This is a genomic window from Novosphingobium sp. BL-S-20 (genome assembly GCF_055521635.1).
In genome coordinates, this window is record NZ_CM145493.1 from 402,837 (window position 1) to 421,067 (window position 18,231).

Sequence of the window (18,231 nt, forward strand, 5' to 3'; positions counted from 1 at the left end):
GCACGGCTCGGCCGTGCCGAGGGCATGTTCAGCGGCTCGCCTTGCCATCCAGGCTGAAGCGACCGGCACCGAAGGCCACGATCTGCAGAAGGCCGCCGATGATCGAAATGTTCTTGAAGAAATGGATGAACTGGTTCTGATCGGCGAGGTTGTTGTGGAAGGCGAGCGCGGCGCCGAGCGTGAACAGGGCCATGACTGCAGCTACCAATCGGGTGCGATAGCCTGCGAGGAGAGCGACGCTGCCGAGGATCTCGACCAAAACAGCCAGGCCGAAGCCGACCGAAGGAAGGGGAAGGCCGACGCTTCCGATCATGCCGATGGTTGCGGCGGGGGCGGCCACCTTGGATACGCCAGAAAGCAGAAAGAGCGGAGCGATCAGTACGCGGCCGGCGAGGGCAGCATAGGAAGCGCCATTGGCGTTCGTGTTTGCGCCCGAGAAGGTCTGGGCGGGGCTGACAGTTGCAGTATTCATTGGATGTCTCTTTCGTCTGGTTCAGCCGGTCACCGCGACCGCTGCTGACGTCCAAATGGCACTGCTCAGCTGCTCAAAATAGACGAATAGGATCGACGCTTAGGATCGAGAAAATCGACTAGCCGGATGGAATATGCATGTCCTGCTAACAAAGCTTGATGTTTTCCATGCGATTATCGGTGACCGTTCGCCGGGATACATCCGCTTCACCAACCAAGTGAAAGGATTGATCCCATGCAGAATCTCAATGGCAAGGTCGTACTGATCACGGGCGCAAGCAGCGGTATCGGTGAAGCCACAGCTCGCACTCTCGCCGAAGCAGGAGCCACGGTTGTGCTGGGCGCACGCCGCACGGAGCGTCTTGAAAAACTGGTCCAGGAAATCGAAGCCGCCGGTGGCAAGGCATTGGCGAAAGCGCTGGATGTGACGGATCAGGCAGAGGTTGCAGCATTTGCCGAGGAAGCCCGGGTCCGGTTCGGCAGGATCGACGTGATCGTCAACAATGCTGGCGTCATGCCGTTGTCTCCGATGGCCGCTCTGAAGGTCGACGAATGGGACCGCATGGTTGACGTCAACATCAAGGGAACGCTCTACGGCATCGCAGCTGTGCTCCCCGTCATGAATGAACAGGGCTTCGGTCACGTGATCAACATCGCCTCGACGGGCGGTCACGTCGTCTCTCCCACTGCAGCGGTATACTGTGCGACCAAATTCGCAGTCCGGGCGATCTCCGAAGGTCTACGCCAGGAAAACGACAAGATTCGCGTGACGGTGATCAGCCCGGGTGTGACCGAATCTGAACTGGCAGACTCGATCTCCGATCCCAAGGGGCGTGAGGAGATGAAGGAATATCGCAAGGTCGCGATCAGCCCGTTCGCCATCGCCAGGGCAATCCGCTTTGCTGTCGAGCAGCCTGCGGACGTCGACACCACCGAGATGATCGTTCGCCCGACCGCGTCCGCACTCTGATCGATCGCAACCAACAGCACGCGCAAAGCGCCGGTTCGATGAGCCGGCGTGCGATGAAATCGAGGAGTTTTCCGAAATGAAAAAGACAGTCCTCATCTCTGGGTCCGGTTCAGGTATGGGACTTCTGACGGCCCAAACCCTGATCAAAGAAGGTTATGCCGTTTATGCAGGTGTTCGCGACCCGCACGGACGCAGCAGCGCGCGGCGAGAAGGTCTGGAAGCTTTCGCTCGAGAATGCGGCGGGACCGTAAAGGTTGTCGACCTTGACATCCATAGCCAGGATTCCTGTAACGCCGCTGTCGCACAAGTCCTTACCGAATTTCCCTCCCTCGACGTCGTGATCCATAATGCGGCTCACCTTTTTATCGGCATGGCAGAAGGCTTCACGGCCGAGCAACTCGCCGACAGCATCAATACCAATGCCGTGGGTGCTCATCGCCTAAACCGAGCGGCGCTTCCGCACATGCGCAAGCATGGTTCGGGCGTCCTGCTCTACGTCGGCAGCGGTATCACCAGGATCGTTTCCCCGTTCATGATGCCCTATGTAGCCGGCAAGTACGCCATGGACGCCGTCGCAGAGGCGACGGCCTATGAAGTAGGCCCCCTCGGGATCGAGACGGTGATCGTCATGCCCGGCGTCTTCATGGACGGGACTTCCCATTTCGCTACCGCCGTCTTTCCGGCGGATGAAGCGGCGGTTGCCGGGTACGACAAGCTCCAGGCAGAATATGACCAATATGAGCCCGGTTTGCGTCATCTGTTCCGCGGCGGCTGCGATGCTCCTGTTCAAGGCGTTGCGGATGAGATTGCCCGCGTGCTTGCTCTGCCGCGCGGCAGCAAGCCGATGCGAACGACCGTCGATTATTCAGACTATGGCGCCGAGCCGGTGAATAGCGTCGCACAGGCGCAGACTGAGCGCGTGTTCCGTATCATGGGCTTCGATCGCCTTCTTGAACTGGGCTAGTGCGAAGCATCGGGTGACAGGAGCGTTCATGCGGCTCCTGTCACCGAAGCTCCAAGTCGCCGCATGGTCATCGCGATCACATCCAGTGCTTATGGCAAGGGGTACAGCCAGCAACGCTCAGAAGCGCCTTTACGGGCTATCCTTGCCGTCGAGCAGCAAGACTGAGCTACCCTTCATGTCCAACAGCCTGCTTCCTAACCTCGCAGGTCGCTTCTGAAAACTGACGGCATTCCAGCCCCAGCTTATGCTTGATCCTTGAAGCGTTGTATCAGCCATCGCCCTGCTGGACCGGGGGGGCTGTCTGTCCGGTAGATCGCATCCATCACATAGTCACCACCGATGCTGTCGGGCATCTCCAGCTTCACCAGCCTCCCGGTCAGGAGATCTTCCGCGATCATCGGCTCAGGCATATTCCCCCATCCGATACCGGCCTTGAGAAGCATGTGCTTGGAGCTGAGGTCCGCGAGGCGCCAGGTGCTGGTCCCCACCACAGCAATGTCGCGCCCCTTGGTCAGCGCCGACCGGTCGGTAAGGACCAACTGGACATGTTCGCGACCTGCCCCTGGCAGATTCTCCTCTGCTATCGCCAAGGGATGGCTCGGCGCGGCAACGGGGATCATGCGCACGCTGCCGATCCCCTCCTTTTCGATGCCATCTACGTTGACCAGCGGGCCAGCGACGCCGATGGTGGCAATCCGCTCCATTACCAGCCTCGTTACCGAGCCCAGAGATTCGACGTACAGGTGAAGCGTCACAGTCGGGAATTGTTCGCGGAAACTGGTAAGGGCATCGACTACCCGTTCCTCGGGCAGCAAGGTATCCAGCACGATGTGAAGCTCGGATTCCAGGCCCTGCAGCATGCCCTTTGATTTCGCTCGCAGGCTGTCGATACCGCCGGCCACCCGGCGAGCCTCAGCAAGCACCATGCGTCCAGCTTCGGTCAGTTGGGGTTTGCGGGTCGTCTCTCGGTCGAACAGTGTCAGCCCGAGTTGTGCCTCGAGGTTCGAAATCGAATAACTCACAACGGAGGAGGCGCGATTGAGCTGCCGTGCCGCGCCGGCAAAGCTCCCCACGTCCACGACCGTCAGGAAGACCTTTAGCTGGTCAAGCGTAGGAGTGCCGGGCTCACTAATCATATCGAATTCCTCGAACCTAATCACCGATCGTATGCCGGTTTTTTAGACGGAAGGAAACGCATAACTCTCCGACATCGCCACTGGCTTACCGCCGACGATGAAGGAACAAGACATGACTTTCCAAGCAAATCCGGCACTCGTCGAGCAGGTGATACTGCCGGCAGTGCGTGATCTCGGCGGCTTCGATGTGCGCCGGGCTCTCCCTTCGGTCCAGCGCCGGATGGTGGGACCCTTCGCATTTTTCGACGCCTTCGGACCTGCTGTCTTTCGGTCTGGGGAAGGCGTTGATACGCGCCCCCACCCGCACATCGGTCTCGCCACGCTTACCTACCTGATCGAGGGTGAGCTCGATCACCGGGACAGTGAAGGCTATTTCCAGACGATCCAGCCCGGCGAGGTCAACCTGATGACTGCGGGACGTGGTATCGTACATTCCGAACGCAGTGGGCAGGGTTTCCGCGACCGCGAAGCTCGTATGTTCGGTTTCCAGACCTGGCTGGCATTGCCGCTGGAGTTGGAGGAAGCAGATCCCGGCTTCAAGCATGTTGAAGCAGGGGCTCTCCCTAGCCTTGCCGAGGACGGTGTTCATCTCAAGCTGCTTGCCGGCGGCCTGGCAGGGGTAACGTCGCCGACGCCGATCTTCTCCGAAACCCTCTACGCCGATCTGCAACTGGGCGCAGGCAAACGCTTCAAACTGGCGTCCGATCATATCGAGCGCGCGGCCTATGTCGTCAGCGGTGAAGTCGAAGTCGAGGGCCAGGATGGCCGCTTCATCAAAGACCAGTTGATCGTCTTCAAACCCGGCTCAGAGATCGTCCTACGCGCGGCATCTGACACGCGGGTGATGCTGATGGGCGGCGAGCCGCTCGAAGGTGAGCGACACATCTACTGGAACTTTGTCTCGAGCCGTTTCGAACGGATCGAGCAGGCCGCTGATGACTGGCGTTCCGGTCGCTTTCCGATCGTGCCCGGTGACCCCGAATTCATCCCTCTTCCCGTCACGGCGCCTCGCGCGGCCTGACCCTCTCCTTCAACTTTTTCAAAAAAGGATATTCATCATGACCTATTCGATCATTGGCTCGGGCGCGATTGGCACCGCTCTGGCTCGTCAGTTTGCTCGGACCAGCACGCCTGTCCTCATTGCCAACACTCGGGGGCCCGCCTCACTTGCCGGCTTGGCGCAGGAACTGGGATCCAGCGTTCGCCCAGTCGAACTCTCCGAAGCGGTGGAAGCGGACACCATTATCCTCGCAATGCCATTTTCCGCTGTTGCCGATGTCGCGGCTCTGGCATCCGACTGGAGCGAGCGCGTGGTCATCGACGCCACCAATGCGATCAACTTCACGGACTTCTCACCCGCAGACCTAGGGGGCCGTCTTTCGAGCGACATCGTCGCTTCGGCGTTGCCCGGGGCTGCGATCGTGAAAGCCTTCAACACGCTTCCCGCAGCTGTCCTCGCCCAGGAGCCTGGTTCCGCGACGGGTAAGCGCACCATCTTCCACGCCAGCAATGATCCCGGCGCATCGGCGAGAGCTGCGCAGCTGATCGAAGCGCTCGGGTACACGGCCATCAACCTTGGTCGCATCGATGAAGGCGGCCGCCTGCAGCAGTTCGGCGGGGCGCTCATGGTCCACAGCCTCATCAAGCAGGGCTGATCATCAAGCAAAGGCGCAATGGCGCCAAGGAGAATTTCCATGTCCAACATTCTGGACGGCAAGACTGTCGTCGTCACAGGCGCTGCCAGCGGTATCGGCCGTGCCATCGCCATCTCGGCGGCCCAGCATGGAGCGAAGGCCGTGATCGTGTCCGACATCATCGAGGCACCCCGTGAGGGCGGGTCTCTCACTACGCAAGAGATCGAGGCGCTCGGCGTACCGGCGCTGTTCGTCCGGGCCGATGTCTCGAAGAAGGACGACAATGATCACCTGGTCGCTGCGGCAGATCAATTCGGCGGCGTGGACGTCATGGTGTTGAATGCCGGCATATCCCTCCGCACTGATGGCGCGGAGGTAACGGAAGAAGACTATAGGCGTCTCATGTCCATCAACCTAGATGGAACGCTGTTCGGCGCACAGGCGGCTGCGCGTCAGATGAAGGCATCGGGCAAAGCCGGCAGCATCGTGTTGATGGCCAGCATGGGAGGCCTCGTTGGTGCCGGCATCACTGTCGCCTATTCGACGAGCAAAGGCGGTGTCGTGCTGATGGCGAAGGCCCTGGCTGACGCTCTGGGGCCCGATGGCATCCGCGTCAACGCCGTTGCTCCTGGGACAATCGACACCGAGCTTCTGCGCAGCACGCCCGATATCGCTGCCGCGAGCGAAGGCTTTCGCCAACGCACTCCGCTGCGCAGGCTTGGAAAGCCTTCCGAGATAGGTGACGCTGTCGCGTTCCTGGGCTCGGAACTGTCGAGCTATGTCTCTGGCATTGCTCTTCAAGTCGATGGCGGCTTGCTGGCGGTAATCTGAGGATCAGATGCGCGCTTGACACCGACGATAAAAGACGGAACGTTCTCTTTTTATCGGCGTCGCGTTGGCGTCGATGAAGAAAGGGGTAGATCGCATGGCAACTCACCGCAGGTGGCGACGCCGTGCTTGTCGATTTTCTCGATGATAGCCGTCGATCGTATTCGGATTTTCGAACCAGGAGACGGCTGTCAAAACAGTCTCACACAGACGCTCTTTTCCAACTCCTCTCTCAAGGATCTGCACAATGGCTAAGGTTCTCGTTCTTTATTATTCTTCCTATGGCCACATCGAAACGATGGCCCAGGCAATCGCCGAAGGCGCTCGCTCCGCTGGAGCGACCGTGGACGTGAAGCGCGTCCCCGAAACTGTCCCCGAGGACATCGCCCGCGGCGCGCATTTCAAGCTTGATCAGGACGCTCCGGTCGCCACCGTCAACGAACTTGCCGACTATGATGCAATCATCGTGGGAACCGGCACACGCTTTGGCCGCATGTCGAGCCAGCTTGCGGCCTTCCTCGATCAGGCAGGCGGCCTTTGGGCACGCGGCGCGCTGAACGGCAAGGTTGGCGCGGCCTTCACGTCATCGGCTACCCAGCACGGTGGCAACGAGACGACGCTGTTCTCGATCATCACCAACCTGCTGCATTTCGGGATGACCATCGTAGGCCTGCCCTACAGCCATGGCGGCCAGATGAGCATGGACGAGATCGTCGGAGGCGCACCTTACGGCGCCACAACGATCGCCGGCGGTGACGGCTCGCGGCAGCCTTCGCAGATCGAACTCGATGGTGCCCGCCATCAGGGTGAAATCGTAGCAAAAACCGCAGCCAAGCTCTTCGGCTAAGCCGCACCACGGGAGACCTCCGATGGTAGACCTGCAGAACAAAGTTGTCATCGTAACCGGGGCCGGTTCCGGCATCGGCAGAGAAGCGGCGCTCGGTTTCGCAAGAGCGGGCGCCCGGGTCTTTGGCGCCGACCGTGATATGGCAGGGCTGCAGCAGACAAGTGAGCTTGTCACATCGGAGGGCTTTCGCTTCAGCCTGTCGGAGATCGATGTCTCTCGAGAAGGCGACGTCGAGCGTTTTACCTCTCATGTACTCGGATGGGCGGGTCGTCTCGACATTGCCTTCAACAATGCCGGCATTACGGGCGAGACCCATCGTATCGAGGACTATCCGGTCGATGACTTTGACCGTGTCTTGGCGGTGAACCTGCGCAGCGTTTTCCTGGGCATGAAGTTCCAGATTCCGGCAATGCTGAAGAGTGGTGGTGGAGCGATCGTAAACACCGCCTCCGTTGCAGCTGTAACCGGCCCGGGTGGGATGAGTGCCTATGCCGCCTCAAAACATGGGGTGCATGGACTGACCCGTGTAGCGGCCATGGAAAACGCCGCCCGCGGCATCCGGATCAATGCAATCGCGCCAGGCTGGACCGAGACACCGATGGTTGTCGCAAACAGCCACCAGAACCCCCGCTTCGCTGAGCTCGCTCGCACGGCCATTCCCGCGAAACGCGGTGCGGACCCGAAAGAGATTGCCGAGGCTGCGATCTGGTTGGCCTCGAACGCTGCAAGCTACGTCATCGGACAGCTGCTGGTGGTCGACGGCGGCATGACCATCGGCGGATTTGAAGTCTGATTCATAGGAGATATGACATGAACGACATTAGCGAAGCCGCCAAACTGGTGGTCCGCCGCAACACGGAAGAAGTTCAGGGGGGAGGCGACTTCGACCTGTTCGACCAGCTCTTCTCGGATGACTTCTACGATCATACTCCCCAGCCCGGCGGTACCCGCGACAAGGCTGGCGTATTGGTCCTCTACAAGCGCCTTCGGAAAGCATTCCCTGACTTCAAGCCGGAGATCCACTGGCAGAAGGTTGACGGCGATATCGTCACCACCTTCAAGACCTATCGTGGCACCCATCTCGGTACTTTTCTGGGGCATGCGGGCACGGGCACACGCGTCAGCTTCGAAACCGTGGATGCCATGAAGGTGATCGACGGTCAGATCACGGAGCATTGGGGGGTGGCTAACCTTTACTCGGTCCTGCAGCAAATCGGTGTAATCGACCCGCTGCCCGTCGGAGAACCCGATCATGTCTGATGTCATCCGCATGCATACAGTCGGCGGCCCTGCAGTGTTGGTGGCTGAGCAGGAAACCTTGGGTTCCCCTGCGCCGGGCCAGGTCAAGATCAGGCATGGCGCGATCGGTGTGAACTTCCTCGATACAATGTTCCGCAGCGGCACGTTCGGCGTATCCTTGCCATTCGTGAATGGCGTAGAAGGAGCCGGCGAAATAATCGAAGTCGGTGCCAATGTTGGCGGTTTCCAGCCAGGGAGCCGGGTCGCATATTTCTTCGCACCAGGAGCCTACGCTCAAGAGCGGATCATGGACACCGCGCCGCTGGTGATGCTGCCGCAGGATGTCCCGACGCAACTGGCCGCGGGTCTGTTGACCAAGGGGGTAACCGCGTGGCTGGCTGTTCGAAGGCTGCATCAAGTTAAAGCCGGTGATGTTGTTCTTGTTCAGGGCGCAACCGGTGGCGTGGGATCGCTGGTGGCGCGCTGGGCCAAGAAGCTTGGGGCGCTCGTCATTGCGGTTGGCTCCGCCGCCAAGCTCGAGCGGCTTCCCGCTGATATCGGTCATCGCCTCGCCTCCGAAACCCCTGATCTCGGATCCGAAATCCGGGCACTCGCCCCCGATGGCGTCGACGTGGTCTACGACTTTGTGGGACGTGCTACCGCCGATGCCACTCTTAAGGCCGTGCGAGAGGGAGGCGCAATCTTCACGATCGGCGCGGCATCAGGCCCGGCGGCATTTGACGAGAGGTTGGTGACGGATCGGCGGATCCGTGTCGAGCATGCGAGCGCCGCCTCGGCGGTAAAGGGGGCCATTCTGGAAGCAGCCGCCACCGAGATTTTCGCGCGCTGGAGAGACGGTACTTTCGGAGAAATCCAGCTGGATCGCTATGCCCTGAAAGACGCCGCAGTTGCACATCAGGCGATCGCCGATCGCACGATAGGCCCAAACCCAGTCCTCGTTCCCTGATCCGATTGGGCGGCAACGGCTAGGTGCGGGTCGCCAGCCAGCTGCGGTGTCGAAGCGGACGATCGCCCTGACACCAACGCATGAACCTGGTCTGCGATCACTTCATCGAACCCCGCCTCGCTAAGCCTGCGATATTCCTTCGCAGGCATCGAATATCCATCAATGCGCATCAGCACCGAGAAACGGCGCAGCGCTTCGAGGCGAGGATCGGCCAGCGGATTGGGAATCTCGACACCGAAAAGCTTTTTCCATCGAGCCTCCCATTTCGACGGTCTGCGAAGGCTGGACCGGGGATCGCGTAGCGAGAGCATGACGACCTGCTGTTCGAGCCGCGAAAGCTGCTTTGGGGGGAGAAAGTCCGGCGACGCGGCGGGCCGAAATGCCTGGGGATCGGAATGCATGATGGCGTGCCTCGATGATGATGTCTGAGAGGCAATCTAGCGAACCGACCACGCGCCATTAATCCAATGAGGGAGACACAGCTTTGTTAGCAGGACCTCAAAATGCAGCCTTTGGTCTTGGGCGGTTTACGTCGGCCAAGCCACATAAACTCGCCCGAACATCTTGGTTTATTCGCACGCGCAGCATAATGTCATGGTGCGGGCGTAAGTGAGGTACACGATGACACCGACGGTTCAGGGCAGCGAGTTTGCGCAACTTCGTGCCTTTGTGTCCGTCGCGGAACACGCCAGTTTCTCTCGCGCGGCTGAGCAGCTCGGGATCACGCCGTCATCGCTCAGTCAGACGATCCGAAACCTGGAAGAGCGATTGTCTCTTCGGCTTTTCAATCGGACGACCCGCAGCGTTGCCCTGACCCCTGCAGGGGATGCGCTATTGCAGCGCCTCCGCCCTGCCATGGACGAGATCGCAGCAGCTCTGGCGAACGCATCGCATTTCCGGGACAGCGCTGCCGGGACGGTAAGGGTTCACGCCGCCCGGGTAGCCGCCACCGCGCATATCGAGCCGATCCTTGGCGAATTCCATGAAAAATACCCGGAAATCCTTCTCGATGTTACGGTAGACGATGCCACGGTGGACATCGTGGCTGGTGGATGGGACATCGCTCTGCGGCCGGGAGAAGTTGTCGAACGGGATATGGTTGCCGTCCAGCTTGGCGGCGAATTGCGCCAATTTCCAGTTGCGACGTCCCGCTATCTTGAAGGCCGCGCGGTGCCGGAAAAGCCTGAGGATTTGCTCAGCCATAACTGCATTCGCTGGCGCTGGGCCGGGCGCCCTCTTCCATACAACTGGGAGTTCAATCGCGATGGCGAGTGGTTCGAACTGGCTGTCAGCGGCTCTTTGATCGCCACCGATCGACCGATGATGATGCGGGCCTGTCTCGATCATGTCGGTATCGCCTTTGCGACGAACAGGGAGGCCGATGATCTTGTCGCGCGAGGCGACCTGGTCGCCATGCTGGACCCTTATTGCGCCTCTTATCCGGGCTATTTCCTTTGCTACCCGAAGCAACGCCAGATGGCCCCGGCTCTGCGCGCTTTCATTGACTTCATACGAATGAAGGCGAGGGAATAACCCTCGCCTCAAACCTATTCTCGGTAAAGGATCATGCCGGCATGGTAGAGGATGCCGTCCTTGAAATCGCCATCAGCGGTAAAGCCGGTGTCATCCCAATAGTCAATGTGATCACCTGAGATCTCATACCGCCCCTGGTAGGCGCTCTTTTTCTTCCCTCGGGCTTCGTCATAGCGGCCATTGGGGAGAAGCTCATGGCGGATGTAGCCGTCCTTCGTCACCCACATTCCGGCATATTTGTGTTGCTGCGTCATCGTGTCTCGCCTGGATCGGAATTATAGCTAGGCGGACGGGATAGCCGGCCCGCCTGCCAGTTCAATAGGGTGCCGCCGTGGGTCTAACGACCATCTCGGTCGTATCGACGTCATCAGGCTGTGAGATGGCGAACTGGATGGAGCGAGCGATCGCTTCGGGCTTGAGCGCGATTGCACGAAACGTCTTCATCTCCTCGCGCCCCTTCTCATCCGAGATGCTGTCAGCCAACTCGGATTCCACCACGCCGGGCGATACAATCGTGACGCGGATCTTGTCATTCTCCTGGCGAAGGCCCTCGGAGATCGCCCGCACCGCGAATTTCGTGGCGCAATACACGGCAGCGGTAGGTGTAACCGTCAACCCGCCGATCGAAGCGACATTGATGATATGCCCCGACCCTTGGGCGTTCATGATAGGTAGCACCGCCGCAATGCCGTAGAGCACGCCCTTGATGTTGACGTCGACCATGCGGTCCCATTCGTCAACCTTCAGGGAGGCCATCGGGGAGAGCGGCATCACGCCGGCATTGTTGACGATCACGTCAATGCGGCCGTGCGTGTCAAGGGCGGCCTTGGCGAAGCTTTCCGCACTGGCGCGGTCGGTGACGTCCAGCTTGAGCGCCTCTGCCACGCCGCCCTGTGCCCTGATCTCCTCGACGAGCTTGTCCAGTCGATCAGTTCTGCGCGCGCCCAGGACGACCTTGGCGCCATGACTGGCTAAAAGACGCGCGGTTGCCTCGCCAATGCCGCTGCTGGCACCAGTGATCAGGACAATTTTCCCTGCAACATTGTGCATGTCGTAATCCCTTTTTCTGGATCAGGCCGTTGGCCCGACGCGCGTGAAGGATTTGAGGTCGAGGTCACCTTCGACCAGTTCGGGTACCCTGGCGACAAACGCCTGCATGTGCGGGAGGGTGAAGTGGTTGGCGAGATCATCCGAAGACTGCCACACTTCGTAGACCATCCAGAGCGCAGGATCCTCAGTACTCTGATGAACCTGATAAATGATGCACCCGGGTTCTTCGCGCGAGGGAGCAACAAGGCTCTGAAGGGCGGCGCCCAGTGCGTCGGTCTGTCCGGCCTTTGCCCGGATTTGTGCGAGGTTGGTATGTTCGGGCATCGAGTTTCTCCTTTCTGATTAGATCGTGAAATCGGTGGAGGTGGATACGTCGTCCCACTGCCGCAGATCGTCCTCGAACCGATCGAGGCGCGCCCGCGTACGCGCGATGGCATCCGATCCCAGAACGAGATCAATCGGCGGCTCATCGGCGTCTACGGCGGCAAGAATGGCTTGTGCGGCCTTCTGTGGATCGCCGATTTGCTTGCCATCCTTGTTGAGGAGACCGGTGACAGCCCTGCCGCTCGTTGCCGCATAATCATCGACGTTTCGCTCCGTGCGCCGAACCGACTGTTCGGAAAGGAACTCGGTCCGGAAAGAACCGGGGGACACGTTGGTGACCCAGATGCCCATCGGAGCAACCTCCTGCGCCAGGCTAACTGACACGGCCGAAAGCGCAGCTTTTGTGGCGGAGTAGATCCCCGACCCTGGTGCCGGTGCGATCGCGGCAACCGACGAGATGTTGACGATATGACCGTGGGCCCGTGCCCTCATGAGGGGAAGAGCCCCTCGAATTAAGGCAAGAGGCGCGTACACATTGACGTTGAAAATCTGATCGATTTCGTCCTGCGCTGCTGTTTCGATCGAACCCAACAGGCCGAATCCTGCATTATTGACCAGGACATCAATGGGACCGGTAAGCTCCGCAGCGTCACTGAATATCTGCTCCACCCGCGATAATTCGCCCATCATCAGAGGCAGCACGTGGAGGCGATCAGATGAAAGGGTGGTGGGAAATCGGCCATCGCGGGTCGTGCCAACGACAGTGTCGCCGCGGCCCAGTGCGGCCGTAGCAAGAGCGAGACCCAGTCCTCTTGAGATACCGGTAATCATCCAAGTCTTCTGCGCCATGGAAACCTCCTGAAGCTTCGCGCGTCTGCGCCGTTGAGACCTATCTATTCCGATGGTTAGGCGGATATAATCCGCTGCTGCTCGACGAACCTTGTAAGCCACGCTTATAAATCAGTTGTGGTGCCGGCACTTTCCGAGTGCGCAGTGCTGCTCTCAACTTGGAAGAGAACAGGGCGTGATGTAGGTGGAGACAGAGAAGGCCAGGACGTGATCGACCGGACTGCAGCAGAGACGCTGGACAGGCATATTCGGGGACGGCTCCTAGCGGACGGGCGTGATCGCGCGATGCGCAGCGTCATTGCTCAGATTTTCGCCCGAGAAAGTGAACAGGACGGCTTCCTTGTGCCAGCGGTCGCGGAACCGCTCATAGTCTGGGTCCTTAAAGGCTCTGCAGTCGTCGAAGAGCGGGAGCTTGGCGGCGATTGGACAGCCGCTCGGGTCGCCGCTGGTGATTTCTTCATCACGGATTCCGACGCGCCATATGAATTGCGCTGGAGATCACTTGATGAAGGCATGTTCGAAGTAATGCATCTCTATCTTGGACTACCGCTCATGGAACAGGCTGGCGCCGAGGTCCTCGGATGCCGCCATCGGCCACTTCTCTCCGAGGTCTCCGGCGCCAGGGACGATCAACTAGGGCGCTACATAGAGCTGATCGAGGCAGAGATTGCGGGGGCAAGGGAGCCGAGCCCGCTGTATCTCGAGAGCATCGCCCAAGCGCTCGCGATCCGTCTTGTTCAGCGTTATCGAGACGAAGCTAGGGATGGCGCCAAGCGGCGGAACGCTCTTCCAGCCTATCGGCTTCGCCGAGTCATTGAGCAGATGGAAGAATCTCTCAGTGAGGAATTTGATCTGGCGCAATATGCGGAGGCTGCAGGAATGAGCAGCGCTCACTTCAGCCGCCAGTTCAAACAAGCCACGGGTCTCGCGCCATCGCAATATTTTATCCGCCTGCGCGTCAGTCGGGCGCGACAGCTCCTCAGGGAAACCGACCAACCGATCATCTCTGTGGGACTTGAAGTCGGCTATTCCAGCCCCAGCCATTTCGCACAGGTGTTCCGCAAGGAGACGGGGGTATCGCCCCGCTCGTATCGAGACGCATAAGCTAACATAGCCTGCTTTGACCACCTGCAGGCCATTAGTCGCTCCTTTGCAGGCAATCGGGGGCTTTGAAGCGATCAGTAACGGCTCAAGCCCTGCAAGGCAGCGCATCAGACCCACTTTCAAAAGTTTGAGCAAAACTCCGACAGTTTTCGCAAGGCTCCGAGAGAAGCGTCGGTCGCCAAGTGTCATATCCAGCTCACGTCTTCTGACGGAGCCGGATTGATCAAGGGATCGTCAAATCCGGCATTATTCCAGCGATCCCGGATGGAGTTTGATCATGACCAACATCGTGAACACTGTGAATGAAGTTGAGGGCAAGGTTGCCATCGTCACGGGCGCAGCCAGCGGCATCGGCCGGGCAATCGCAGAATTGCTGCATTCGCGCGGCGCCAAGGTCGTTGCAGAAGATATCGACCCCGCCGTGAAGGATCTCGAACGCGATGGCCTCATTGCCCTGGTTGCCGACATCACCGTCGATGGAGTTGCCGAGCAGGCCGTGTCGCTTGCGGTCGATACCTTCGGCAAGCTCGACATCCTCGTCAACAACGCCGGTCGCATTCTTTACAAGAACCTAGTCGATCTTTCCCGCGACGAGTGGGAATGGCAGATGCAGACAAACGTCACCGGCGCTTTCCTGCATTCGCGCGAGGCCCAGAAGGCGATGATGAAGAATGGCTCGGGTGCGATCGTGAACATCGCCTCCTATGCCGCCTACTTCGCCTTCCCCGGGATCGCAGCCTACACTGCCTCGAAGGGGGCCATCGCCCAGATGACCCGCACGCAGGCGCTCGAAGCGATCGAGCACAATATCCGCGTCAACGCCATCGGCGTGGGCGACGTGGTGACCAACCTGCTCAATCACTTCCGCGACGACGGCCGCGAATTCCTGGCCGAGCATGGGCAGAATGCGCCAATCGGTCGCGCTGCCGACCCGAAGGAAATCGCCGAGATCGTGGCGTTCCTCGCCTCCGATCGAGCCAGCTTCATCGTCGGTTCGGTGGTCATGGCTGACGGCGGTATGAGCGTCGTAATCGGCTAAGTCAGCAGGCGGATGGTGCCGGAAGGCGCCATCCGCCTCCTACCGCTCAAGAACAGGAAATCTATCGTGACGTATTCGAAACGGAACTTCCCGCTGTACGCAGTGCGCCAGCACCTTGAGACTGGCCCGATCGTCCTGATCACCTCCCAGCACGGTTCCCGCTCCAACATCATGACATTGGGCTGGCACACCATGCTGCAATTCTCGCCTGCCCTGGTCGGCTGCTACATCTGGGAAGGTAATGAAAGCAGGGATCTGATCCGCAGGTCCGGAGAATGTGTCATCAACGTACCGACGGCTGAAATCGCCGACCAAGTGGTGGAAATCGGAAATCGGCATGCGCGCGACGGCGACAAATTCGAGGTGACGGGCCTGACCCCGCGGCGCGGCAAGGTTGTCGCGGCTTCGCTTCTGGACGAGTGCTATGCGAGCTTCGAATGCAGACTCTACGACGATGCCATGATCTCCAACTATGGCTTCTTCATCTGGGAGGTCGTGAAAGCTCATGTTGCCGATGTGGAGGCGCCAAGAACGCTCCATTATCGCGGCAACGGCACTTTCATGGTCGCAGGCGAAGAGCTTGCTTTCACTGAGCGATTCCGGCCGGAAAACCTTTAGCCGCCGCCCAAGAAGCGGGCGGCGGCAGGGTTACAATCAGCTCAATGTTCAAGGCCTCTCACTTGGGCAGGCGTGAATGCAAAGCCGTTATTGCTTCGGTTCAGGTAGCCCATTCCCGGGAAGGGCAAGTGCGCTGCGGCTATGAGCTTTTTGTCGTTCGCAAGGCGGTGGAACTGGGCCAGACGCTGCTGCTGGGCTTTGGACTGGTCTACATCAAAGGTGATCGTTACTTCAGGATGGGGTAGTTGAACCGCGCCCACATGAACGATGTCGCCCAGAAACTCGATGGTCTCCTTCTTACTGCTAAGCTCGTAAATGCTGTGCCCCGGCGTGTGGCCCCGCGCCGGGATGGCGCGAATTCCAGGCAATATCTGCGCCGGTCTGGAAAATGTCCTGACCTGTCCCTGGTCTACATATGATTGAAGAGCTGCAACGGCCTCGTCGTGAAAGCGAACAGGGATGTCGGATGGCAGGTTACCGGGTTCAAAAAAGAACCGGAAATCCTCTTTGGAAACGTGGATTAGCGCATTTGGGAAAACGGACTTACCGTCTTTCGCGAGACCACCAGAATGATCCGTATGGATATGCGTGATCAATACGTCCGTCACATCTCCTGGCCCGTACCCGGCATATCTAAGCCGGGTAATCAAGCTGCCGCCGTTCGGCCCGAACAGAGACCCAGCCCCCGTGTCGACGAGGACTAACCGCTTACCCGTGCGGATGAGATAGGCATTGATCGACGTTACGACCTCTTCCTTTTCCCCTGCGGCCCGGAGCTGTGCCCTTATGGTATCCGGGCTTTCGCCCTTGAGCAGATCGGCCGCCTTCAAAGGAACAGATCCGTCGTAGAGCGCGAAGACGGTTGCCGCGCCGACCTGTATCGTGCGGACGCCTTGGTCCCGCTCCATGGCGATCGTTGTCGATGTGTGTGGCCCAAGCTCTTGCGCGTTCGCTACCGAAATCGAAGCGACCGCCATTAGCGCTGCGGCGGTCCTCACCTTCTTTGAAATCATGATAGTACCTCCAATGGAGGCTGGCATATCGTGACCAAACAGCGTCCTCGGAGTCGTGTGAAGGCTATAGGACCTATCGGGCAGAGCGAACGGAGGCGGTGGCGGCTTCTATGCGGTCGCGCAGCCAGCGATGACCTTGGTCACCATTCATCCGCGGATGCCAGACTGCCATTATCGTCAGTCCCGGCAACTCGAGAGGAGGCGGAGCCAGATCGAGGCGGTCAGCAAATCGCATGAGAAAACGAGCTGGCAGGGTGCACAGATAGTTGGTTTCGGCAGCAATCATCGCCGCGATCGCATAGCTTTGTACGGAAGCTACAACCTTTCGGCTTCGCGCCGCCTTGGCAAGCGCGTCGTCGACCATCGCGGAGAATGTGCCGACTGAGGAAACGATCACATGATCGGCGGCACAGAAGTAATCGAGGTCGAGTGGCATGCCTGACGCGCTAACCGATCGGGCAGTCATGAACTTGTCCTTCCAGAGGACGCGCTGCATCATGTCCCCTGGGACCGTCTCAGGGCCAGTGAGAAGCAGATCGACACGTCCATTCTCGAGGTCGGCAACAGGATCTTGCGAGGGCAACACCATGGCCAGGCGGGCTCTTGGCGCATGGTTCTGCATCACTCGGCTCAATACTGGTCCGAGGACCGCCGCAGGTGTTTCGGCCATCGCCAGGACAAACGTCCGGGAGGTGGTTTCGGGCTGAAAAGTGTCTGCGTCGGAGACAAGCGCCAGCGCACCCGTAATCAGGTTCGAGAGGGCAGGTTCCAAGCCTGATGCACGGGGGGTGGGTATTACCCCGCGACCATTGGATGCGGGGACAAAGAGCGGGTCGTCGAAAATGTCCCGCAGCCGCGCCAGCCTGCCCGACATTCCCGCTTGAGATAGTCCGAGCCGGGTCGCAGCCCTGGTCACGTTCCGCTCCTGTAAAAGGGTCCGGAGCGTGACAAGAAGCGCAAGATCGAGCTCAGGATACTCCAATCAGGAGCCTTTCTTTGGCTCGACGAAATTATCGATTCCGGCGGCCAGTTCCGGCGTCAAATCCGCCAGCGGGCGATCCATTGCCAACGCCGTCCAGAGCATGCCGTCAATGAAGCTGCTTATCGCCAGAGCTGTCTGCCGGGCCGGTGCTTTGAGAGCGATCTCACCTTTGGCCTCTAGTTGCGTCAGCAATGCGCAGAGCGTTTCCAGCGCTTCTTCCAGGATCGGCTTGTAGAGATCGTGCAATCGACCTGGGTTGGCACATTCGGCGCGCAGATGAAGCCGGGTTTTCACCACAGTGGCGATGTCGAAACCCAGCTGATCATCAAGATTGACGATCATCCGTTTGAACGACAGCCAGTCCTCTGGGAAGCTGCTGCCCGAGACCAAACCGTAGCGAAGCGCCTCGGCGACGATCTCCTCCTTGTTACTGAAATGCGTGTAGATCGCACCGGTGCTGACCTCACATTCCTTTCGGATATCGGCAAGCGACATCCCCTCGACCCCTTTGCGCGAGATGCACGCGATCGTGCCGCGAAGGATGCGCTCGCGTTGAGCGCTCATGTGCTGGGCATCACGCTTTGGCATAAGATCCTCAAAAAATACGTTTGTTCTTTATTCCTTCAAAACCTGCATGACAATCTCTTGACACGAATCTAAAAA

General features: G+C 59.4%; 23 protein-coding genes. 13 read left to right on the forward strand and 10 right to left on the reverse strand.

What is annotated here, in order from left to right:
• Nucleotides 1–28 precede the first annotated feature (28 nt).
• On the reverse strand, nucleotides 29–472 hold the full coding sequence (locus ACZ1II_RS01840) for a DoxX family protein (RefSeq protein WP_465144102.1): 444 nt from the start codon (nucleotides 470–472) through the stop codon (nucleotides 29–31).
• A 234-nt stretch (nucleotides 473–706) separates the two neighbouring features.
• Here ACZ1II_RS01840 and ACZ1II_RS01845 point away from each other — a divergent pair, with 234 nt between their 5' ends.
• Both ACZ1II_RS01845 and ACZ1II_RS01850 read left to right on the forward strand, forming a co-directional pair.
• Nucleotides 707–1,441: an SDR family oxidoreductase gene (locus ACZ1II_RS01845; RefSeq protein WP_465144103.1), complete on the forward strand. Its 735-nt coding sequence runs from the start codon at nucleotides 707–709 to the stop codon at nucleotides 1,439–1,441.
• 76 nt (nucleotides 1,442–1,517) lie between these two features.
• Entirely contained in the window at nucleotides 1,518–2,405 is an 888-nt protein-coding gene (locus ACZ1II_RS01850) for an SDR family NAD(P)-dependent oxidoreductase (protein WP_465144104.1), read from the forward strand.
• A 242-nt stretch (nucleotides 2,406–2,647) separates the two neighbouring features.
• Here ACZ1II_RS01850 and ACZ1II_RS01855 read toward each other — a convergent pair whose 3' ends face one another.
• The gene (locus ACZ1II_RS01855; protein WP_465144508.1) at nucleotides 2,648–3,538 is read right to left on the reverse strand and encodes a LysR family transcriptional regulator; all 891 of its coding nucleotides are present in this window, start codon (nucleotides 3,536–3,538) and stop codon (nucleotides 2,648–2,650) included.
• A 100-nt stretch (nucleotides 3,539–3,638) separates the two neighbouring features.
• Between ACZ1II_RS01855 and ACZ1II_RS01860 the strand changes: the two genes are divergently transcribed.
• From ACZ1II_RS01860 to ACZ1II_RS01890, 7 genes are all read left to right on the forward strand, one after another.
• Nucleotides 3,639–4,562 (forward strand): pirin family protein, encoded by a 924-nt coding sequence (locus tag ACZ1II_RS01860; protein ID WP_465144105.1) that lies wholly within the window; start codon nucleotides 3,639–3,641, stop codon nucleotides 4,560–4,562.
• Between the two features lie 37 nt (nucleotides 4,563–4,599).
• The gene (locus tag ACZ1II_RS01865; protein WP_465144106.1) at nucleotides 4,600–5,196 is read left to right on the forward strand and encodes an NADPH-dependent F420 reductase; all 597 of its coding nucleotides are present in this window, start codon (nucleotides 4,600–4,602) and stop codon (nucleotides 5,194–5,196) included.
• Nucleotides 5,197–5,235: 39 nt separating this feature from the next.
• Nucleotides 5,236–6,006, forward strand: coding sequence for an SDR family NAD(P)-dependent oxidoreductase (locus tag ACZ1II_RS01870; RefSeq protein WP_465144107.1), 771 nt, complete (start codon nucleotides 5,236–5,238; stop codon nucleotides 6,004–6,006).
• Between the two features lie 244 nt (nucleotides 6,007–6,250).
• The gene (gene wrbA / locus ACZ1II_RS01875; protein ID WP_465144108.1) at nucleotides 6,251–6,850 is read left to right on the forward strand and encodes an NAD(P)H:quinone oxidoreductase; all 600 of its coding nucleotides are present in this window, start codon (nucleotides 6,251–6,253) and stop codon (nucleotides 6,848–6,850) included.
• Nucleotides 6,851–6,872: 22 nt separating this feature from the next.
• Complete coding sequence (locus ACZ1II_RS01880; RefSeq protein ID WP_465144109.1) at nucleotides 6,873–7,643, forward strand: SDR family NAD(P)-dependent oxidoreductase; 771 nt, start codon at nucleotides 6,873–6,875, stop codon at nucleotides 7,641–7,643.
• Between the two features lie 17 nt (nucleotides 7,644–7,660).
• The gene (locus ACZ1II_RS01885; protein WP_465144110.1) at nucleotides 7,661–8,110 is read left to right on the forward strand and encodes an ester cyclase; all 450 of its coding nucleotides are present in this window, start codon (nucleotides 7,661–7,663) and stop codon (nucleotides 8,108–8,110) included.
• On the forward strand, nucleotides 8,103–9,056 hold the full coding sequence (locus tag ACZ1II_RS01890) for a zinc-binding dehydrogenase (protein WP_465144111.1): 954 nt from the start codon (nucleotides 8,103–8,105) through the stop codon (nucleotides 9,054–9,056). The genes ACZ1II_RS01885 and ACZ1II_RS01890 overlap by 8 nt, the downstream gene beginning before the upstream one ends.
• On the opposite strand, the gene ACZ1II_RS01895 is transcribed toward ACZ1II_RS01890, so the two are convergent.
• On the reverse strand, nucleotides 9,005–9,457 hold the full coding sequence (locus ACZ1II_RS01895) for a hypothetical protein (RefSeq protein ID WP_465144112.1): 453 nt from the start codon (nucleotides 9,455–9,457) through the stop codon (nucleotides 9,005–9,007). The genes ACZ1II_RS01890 and ACZ1II_RS01895 overlap by 52 nt on opposite strands.
• A gap of 220 nt (nucleotides 9,458–9,677) precedes the next feature.
• Between ACZ1II_RS01895 and ACZ1II_RS01900 the strand changes: the two genes are divergently transcribed.
• The gene (locus ACZ1II_RS01900; protein WP_465144113.1) at nucleotides 9,678–10,589 is read left to right on the forward strand and encodes a LysR family transcriptional regulator; all 912 of its coding nucleotides are present in this window, start codon (nucleotides 9,678–9,680) and stop codon (nucleotides 10,587–10,589) included.
• A gap of 14 nt (nucleotides 10,590–10,603) precedes the next feature.
• Here the strand turns inward: ACZ1II_RS01900 and ACZ1II_RS01905 are convergent, their stop codons facing one another.
• The 4 genes from ACZ1II_RS01905 to ACZ1II_RS01920 form a co-directional block, all read right to left on the reverse strand.
• A complete protein-coding gene (locus tag ACZ1II_RS01905) occupies nucleotides 10,604–10,843 on the reverse strand; it encodes an Atu4866 domain-containing protein (protein WP_283407062.1) in 240 nt (79 codons plus the stop codon).
• A 61-nt stretch (nucleotides 10,844–10,904) separates the two neighbouring features.
• Entirely contained in the window at nucleotides 10,905–11,639 is a 735-nt protein-coding gene (locus ACZ1II_RS01910; protein ID WP_465144114.1) for an SDR family oxidoreductase, read from the reverse strand.
• A 21-nt stretch (nucleotides 11,640–11,660) separates the two neighbouring features.
• On the reverse strand, nucleotides 11,661–11,963 hold the full coding sequence (locus tag ACZ1II_RS01915) for a putative quinol monooxygenase (protein WP_465144115.1): 303 nt from the start codon (nucleotides 11,961–11,963) through the stop codon (nucleotides 11,661–11,663).
• An 18-nt stretch (nucleotides 11,964–11,981) separates the two neighbouring features.
• Entirely contained in the window at nucleotides 11,982–12,812 is an 831-nt protein-coding gene (locus ACZ1II_RS01920) for an SDR family NAD(P)-dependent oxidoreductase (protein WP_465144116.1), read from the reverse strand.
• Nucleotides 12,813–13,019: 207 nt separating this feature from the next.
• On the opposite strand from ACZ1II_RS01920, the gene ACZ1II_RS01925 reads away from it, so the two are divergent.
• From ACZ1II_RS01925 to ACZ1II_RS01935, 3 genes are all read left to right on the forward strand, one after another.
• The gene (locus ACZ1II_RS01925) at nucleotides 13,020–13,916 is read left to right on the forward strand and encodes a helix-turn-helix domain-containing protein (protein ID WP_465144117.1); all 897 of its coding nucleotides are present in this window, start codon (nucleotides 13,020–13,022) and stop codon (nucleotides 13,914–13,916) included.
• Between the two features lie 277 nt (nucleotides 13,917–14,193).
• Nucleotides 14,194–14,955, forward strand: a complete 762-nt coding sequence (locus tag ACZ1II_RS01930) for an SDR family NAD(P)-dependent oxidoreductase (protein ID WP_465144118.1) — start codon at nucleotides 14,194–14,196, stop codon at nucleotides 14,953–14,955.
• A gap of 66 nt (nucleotides 14,956–15,021) precedes the next feature.
• Nucleotides 15,022–15,573 carry a flavin reductase family protein gene (locus ACZ1II_RS01935; RefSeq protein WP_465144119.1) on the forward strand — a complete coding sequence of 184 codons (552 nt, stop codon included), beginning with the start codon at nucleotides 15,022–15,024 and terminating at the stop codon, nucleotides 15,571–15,573.
• Nucleotides 15,574–15,614: 41 nt separating this feature from the next.
• Here the strand turns inward: ACZ1II_RS01935 and ACZ1II_RS01940 are convergent, their stop codons facing one another.
• The 3 genes from ACZ1II_RS01940 to ACZ1II_RS01950 form a co-directional block, all read right to left on the reverse strand.
• Nucleotides 15,615–16,586, reverse strand: a complete 972-nt coding sequence (locus ACZ1II_RS01940; RefSeq protein WP_465144120.1) for an MBL fold metallo-hydrolase — start codon at nucleotides 16,584–16,586, stop codon at nucleotides 15,615–15,617.
• 73 nt (nucleotides 16,587–16,659) lie between these two features.
• Nucleotides 16,660–17,568, reverse strand: coding sequence for a LysR family transcriptional regulator (locus tag ACZ1II_RS01945; protein WP_465144121.1), 909 nt, complete (start codon nucleotides 17,566–17,568; stop codon nucleotides 16,660–16,662).
• Entirely contained in the window at nucleotides 17,569–18,132 is a 564-nt protein-coding gene (locus ACZ1II_RS01950; RefSeq protein ID WP_465144122.1) for a TetR/AcrR family transcriptional regulator, read from the reverse strand.
• Nucleotides 18,133–18,231 lie beyond the last annotated feature (99 nt).

What these genes read in the sequence shown, in the direction of transcription:
- ACZ1II_RS01910 (WP_465144114.1), bottom strand. Translation starts at nt 11,639, where the DNA reads ATGCACAATGTTGCAGGGAAAATTGTCCTGATCACTGGTGCCAGCAGC.
- ACZ1II_RS01905 (WP_283407062.1), bottom strand. Translation starts at nt 10,843, where the DNA reads ATGACGCAGCAACACAAATATGCCGGAATGTGGGTGACGAAGGACGGC.
- ACZ1II_RS01885 (WP_465144110.1), top strand. Translation starts at nt 7,661, where the DNA reads ATGAACGACATTAGCGAAGCCGCCAAACTGGTGGTCCGCCGCAACACG.
- ACZ1II_RS01850 (WP_465144104.1), top strand. Translation starts at nt 1,518, where the DNA reads ATGAAAAAGACAGTCCTCATCTCTGGGTCCGGTTCAGGTATGGGACTT.
- ACZ1II_RS01860 (WP_465144105.1), top strand. Translation starts at nt 3,639, where the DNA reads ATGAAGGAACAAGACATGACTTTCCAAGCAAATCCGGCACTCGTCGAG.
- ACZ1II_RS01950 (WP_465144122.1), bottom strand. Translation starts at nt 18,132, where the DNA reads ATGAGCGCTCAACGCGAGCGCATCCTTCGCGGCACGATCGCGTGCATC.
- ACZ1II_RS01840 (WP_465144102.1), bottom strand. Translation starts at nt 472, where the DNA reads ATGAATACTGCAACTGTCAGCCCCGCCCAGACCTTCTCGGGCGCAAAC.
- ACZ1II_RS01865 (WP_465144106.1), top strand. Translation starts at nt 4,600, where the DNA reads ATGACCTATTCGATCATTGGCTCGGGCGCGATTGGCACCGCTCTGGCT.
- ACZ1II_RS01930 (WP_465144118.1), top strand. Translation starts at nt 14,194, where the DNA reads ATGACCAACATCGTGAACACTGTGAATGAAGTTGAGGGCAAGGTTGCC.
- ACZ1II_RS01870 (WP_465144107.1), top strand. Translation starts at nt 5,236, where the DNA reads ATGTCCAACATTCTGGACGGCAAGACTGTCGTCGTCACAGGCGCTGCC.
- ACZ1II_RS01920 (WP_465144116.1), bottom strand. Translation starts at nt 12,812, where the DNA reads ATGGCGCAGAAGACTTGGATGATTACCGGTATCTCAAGAGGACTGGGT.
- ACZ1II_RS01890 (WP_465144111.1), top strand. Translation starts at nt 8,103, where the DNA reads ATGTCTGATGTCATCCGCATGCATACAGTCGGCGGCCCTGCAGTGTTG.
- ACZ1II_RS01915 (WP_465144115.1), bottom strand. Translation starts at nt 11,963, where the DNA reads ATGCCCGAACATACCAACCTCGCACAAATCCGGGCAAAGGCCGGACAG.
- wrbA (WP_465144108.1), top strand. Translation starts at nt 6,251, where the DNA reads ATGGCTAAGGTTCTCGTTCTTTATTATTCTTCCTATGGCCACATCGAA.
- ACZ1II_RS01900 (WP_465144113.1), top strand. Translation starts at nt 9,678, where the DNA reads ATGACACCGACGGTTCAGGGCAGCGAGTTTGCGCAACTTCGTGCCTTT.
- ACZ1II_RS01895 (WP_465144112.1), bottom strand. Translation starts at nt 9,457, where the DNA reads ATGCATTCCGATCCCCAGGCATTTCGGCCCGCCGCGTCGCCGGACTTT.
- ACZ1II_RS01845 (WP_465144103.1), top strand. Translation starts at nt 707, where the DNA reads ATGCAGAATCTCAATGGCAAGGTCGTACTGATCACGGGCGCAAGCAGC.
- ACZ1II_RS01880 (WP_465144109.1), top strand. Translation starts at nt 6,873, where the DNA reads ATGGTAGACCTGCAGAACAAAGTTGTCATCGTAACCGGGGCCGGTTCC.
- ACZ1II_RS01940 (WP_465144120.1), bottom strand. Translation starts at nt 16,586, where the DNA reads ATGATTTCAAAGAAGGTGAGGACCGCCGCAGCGCTAATGGCGGTCGCT.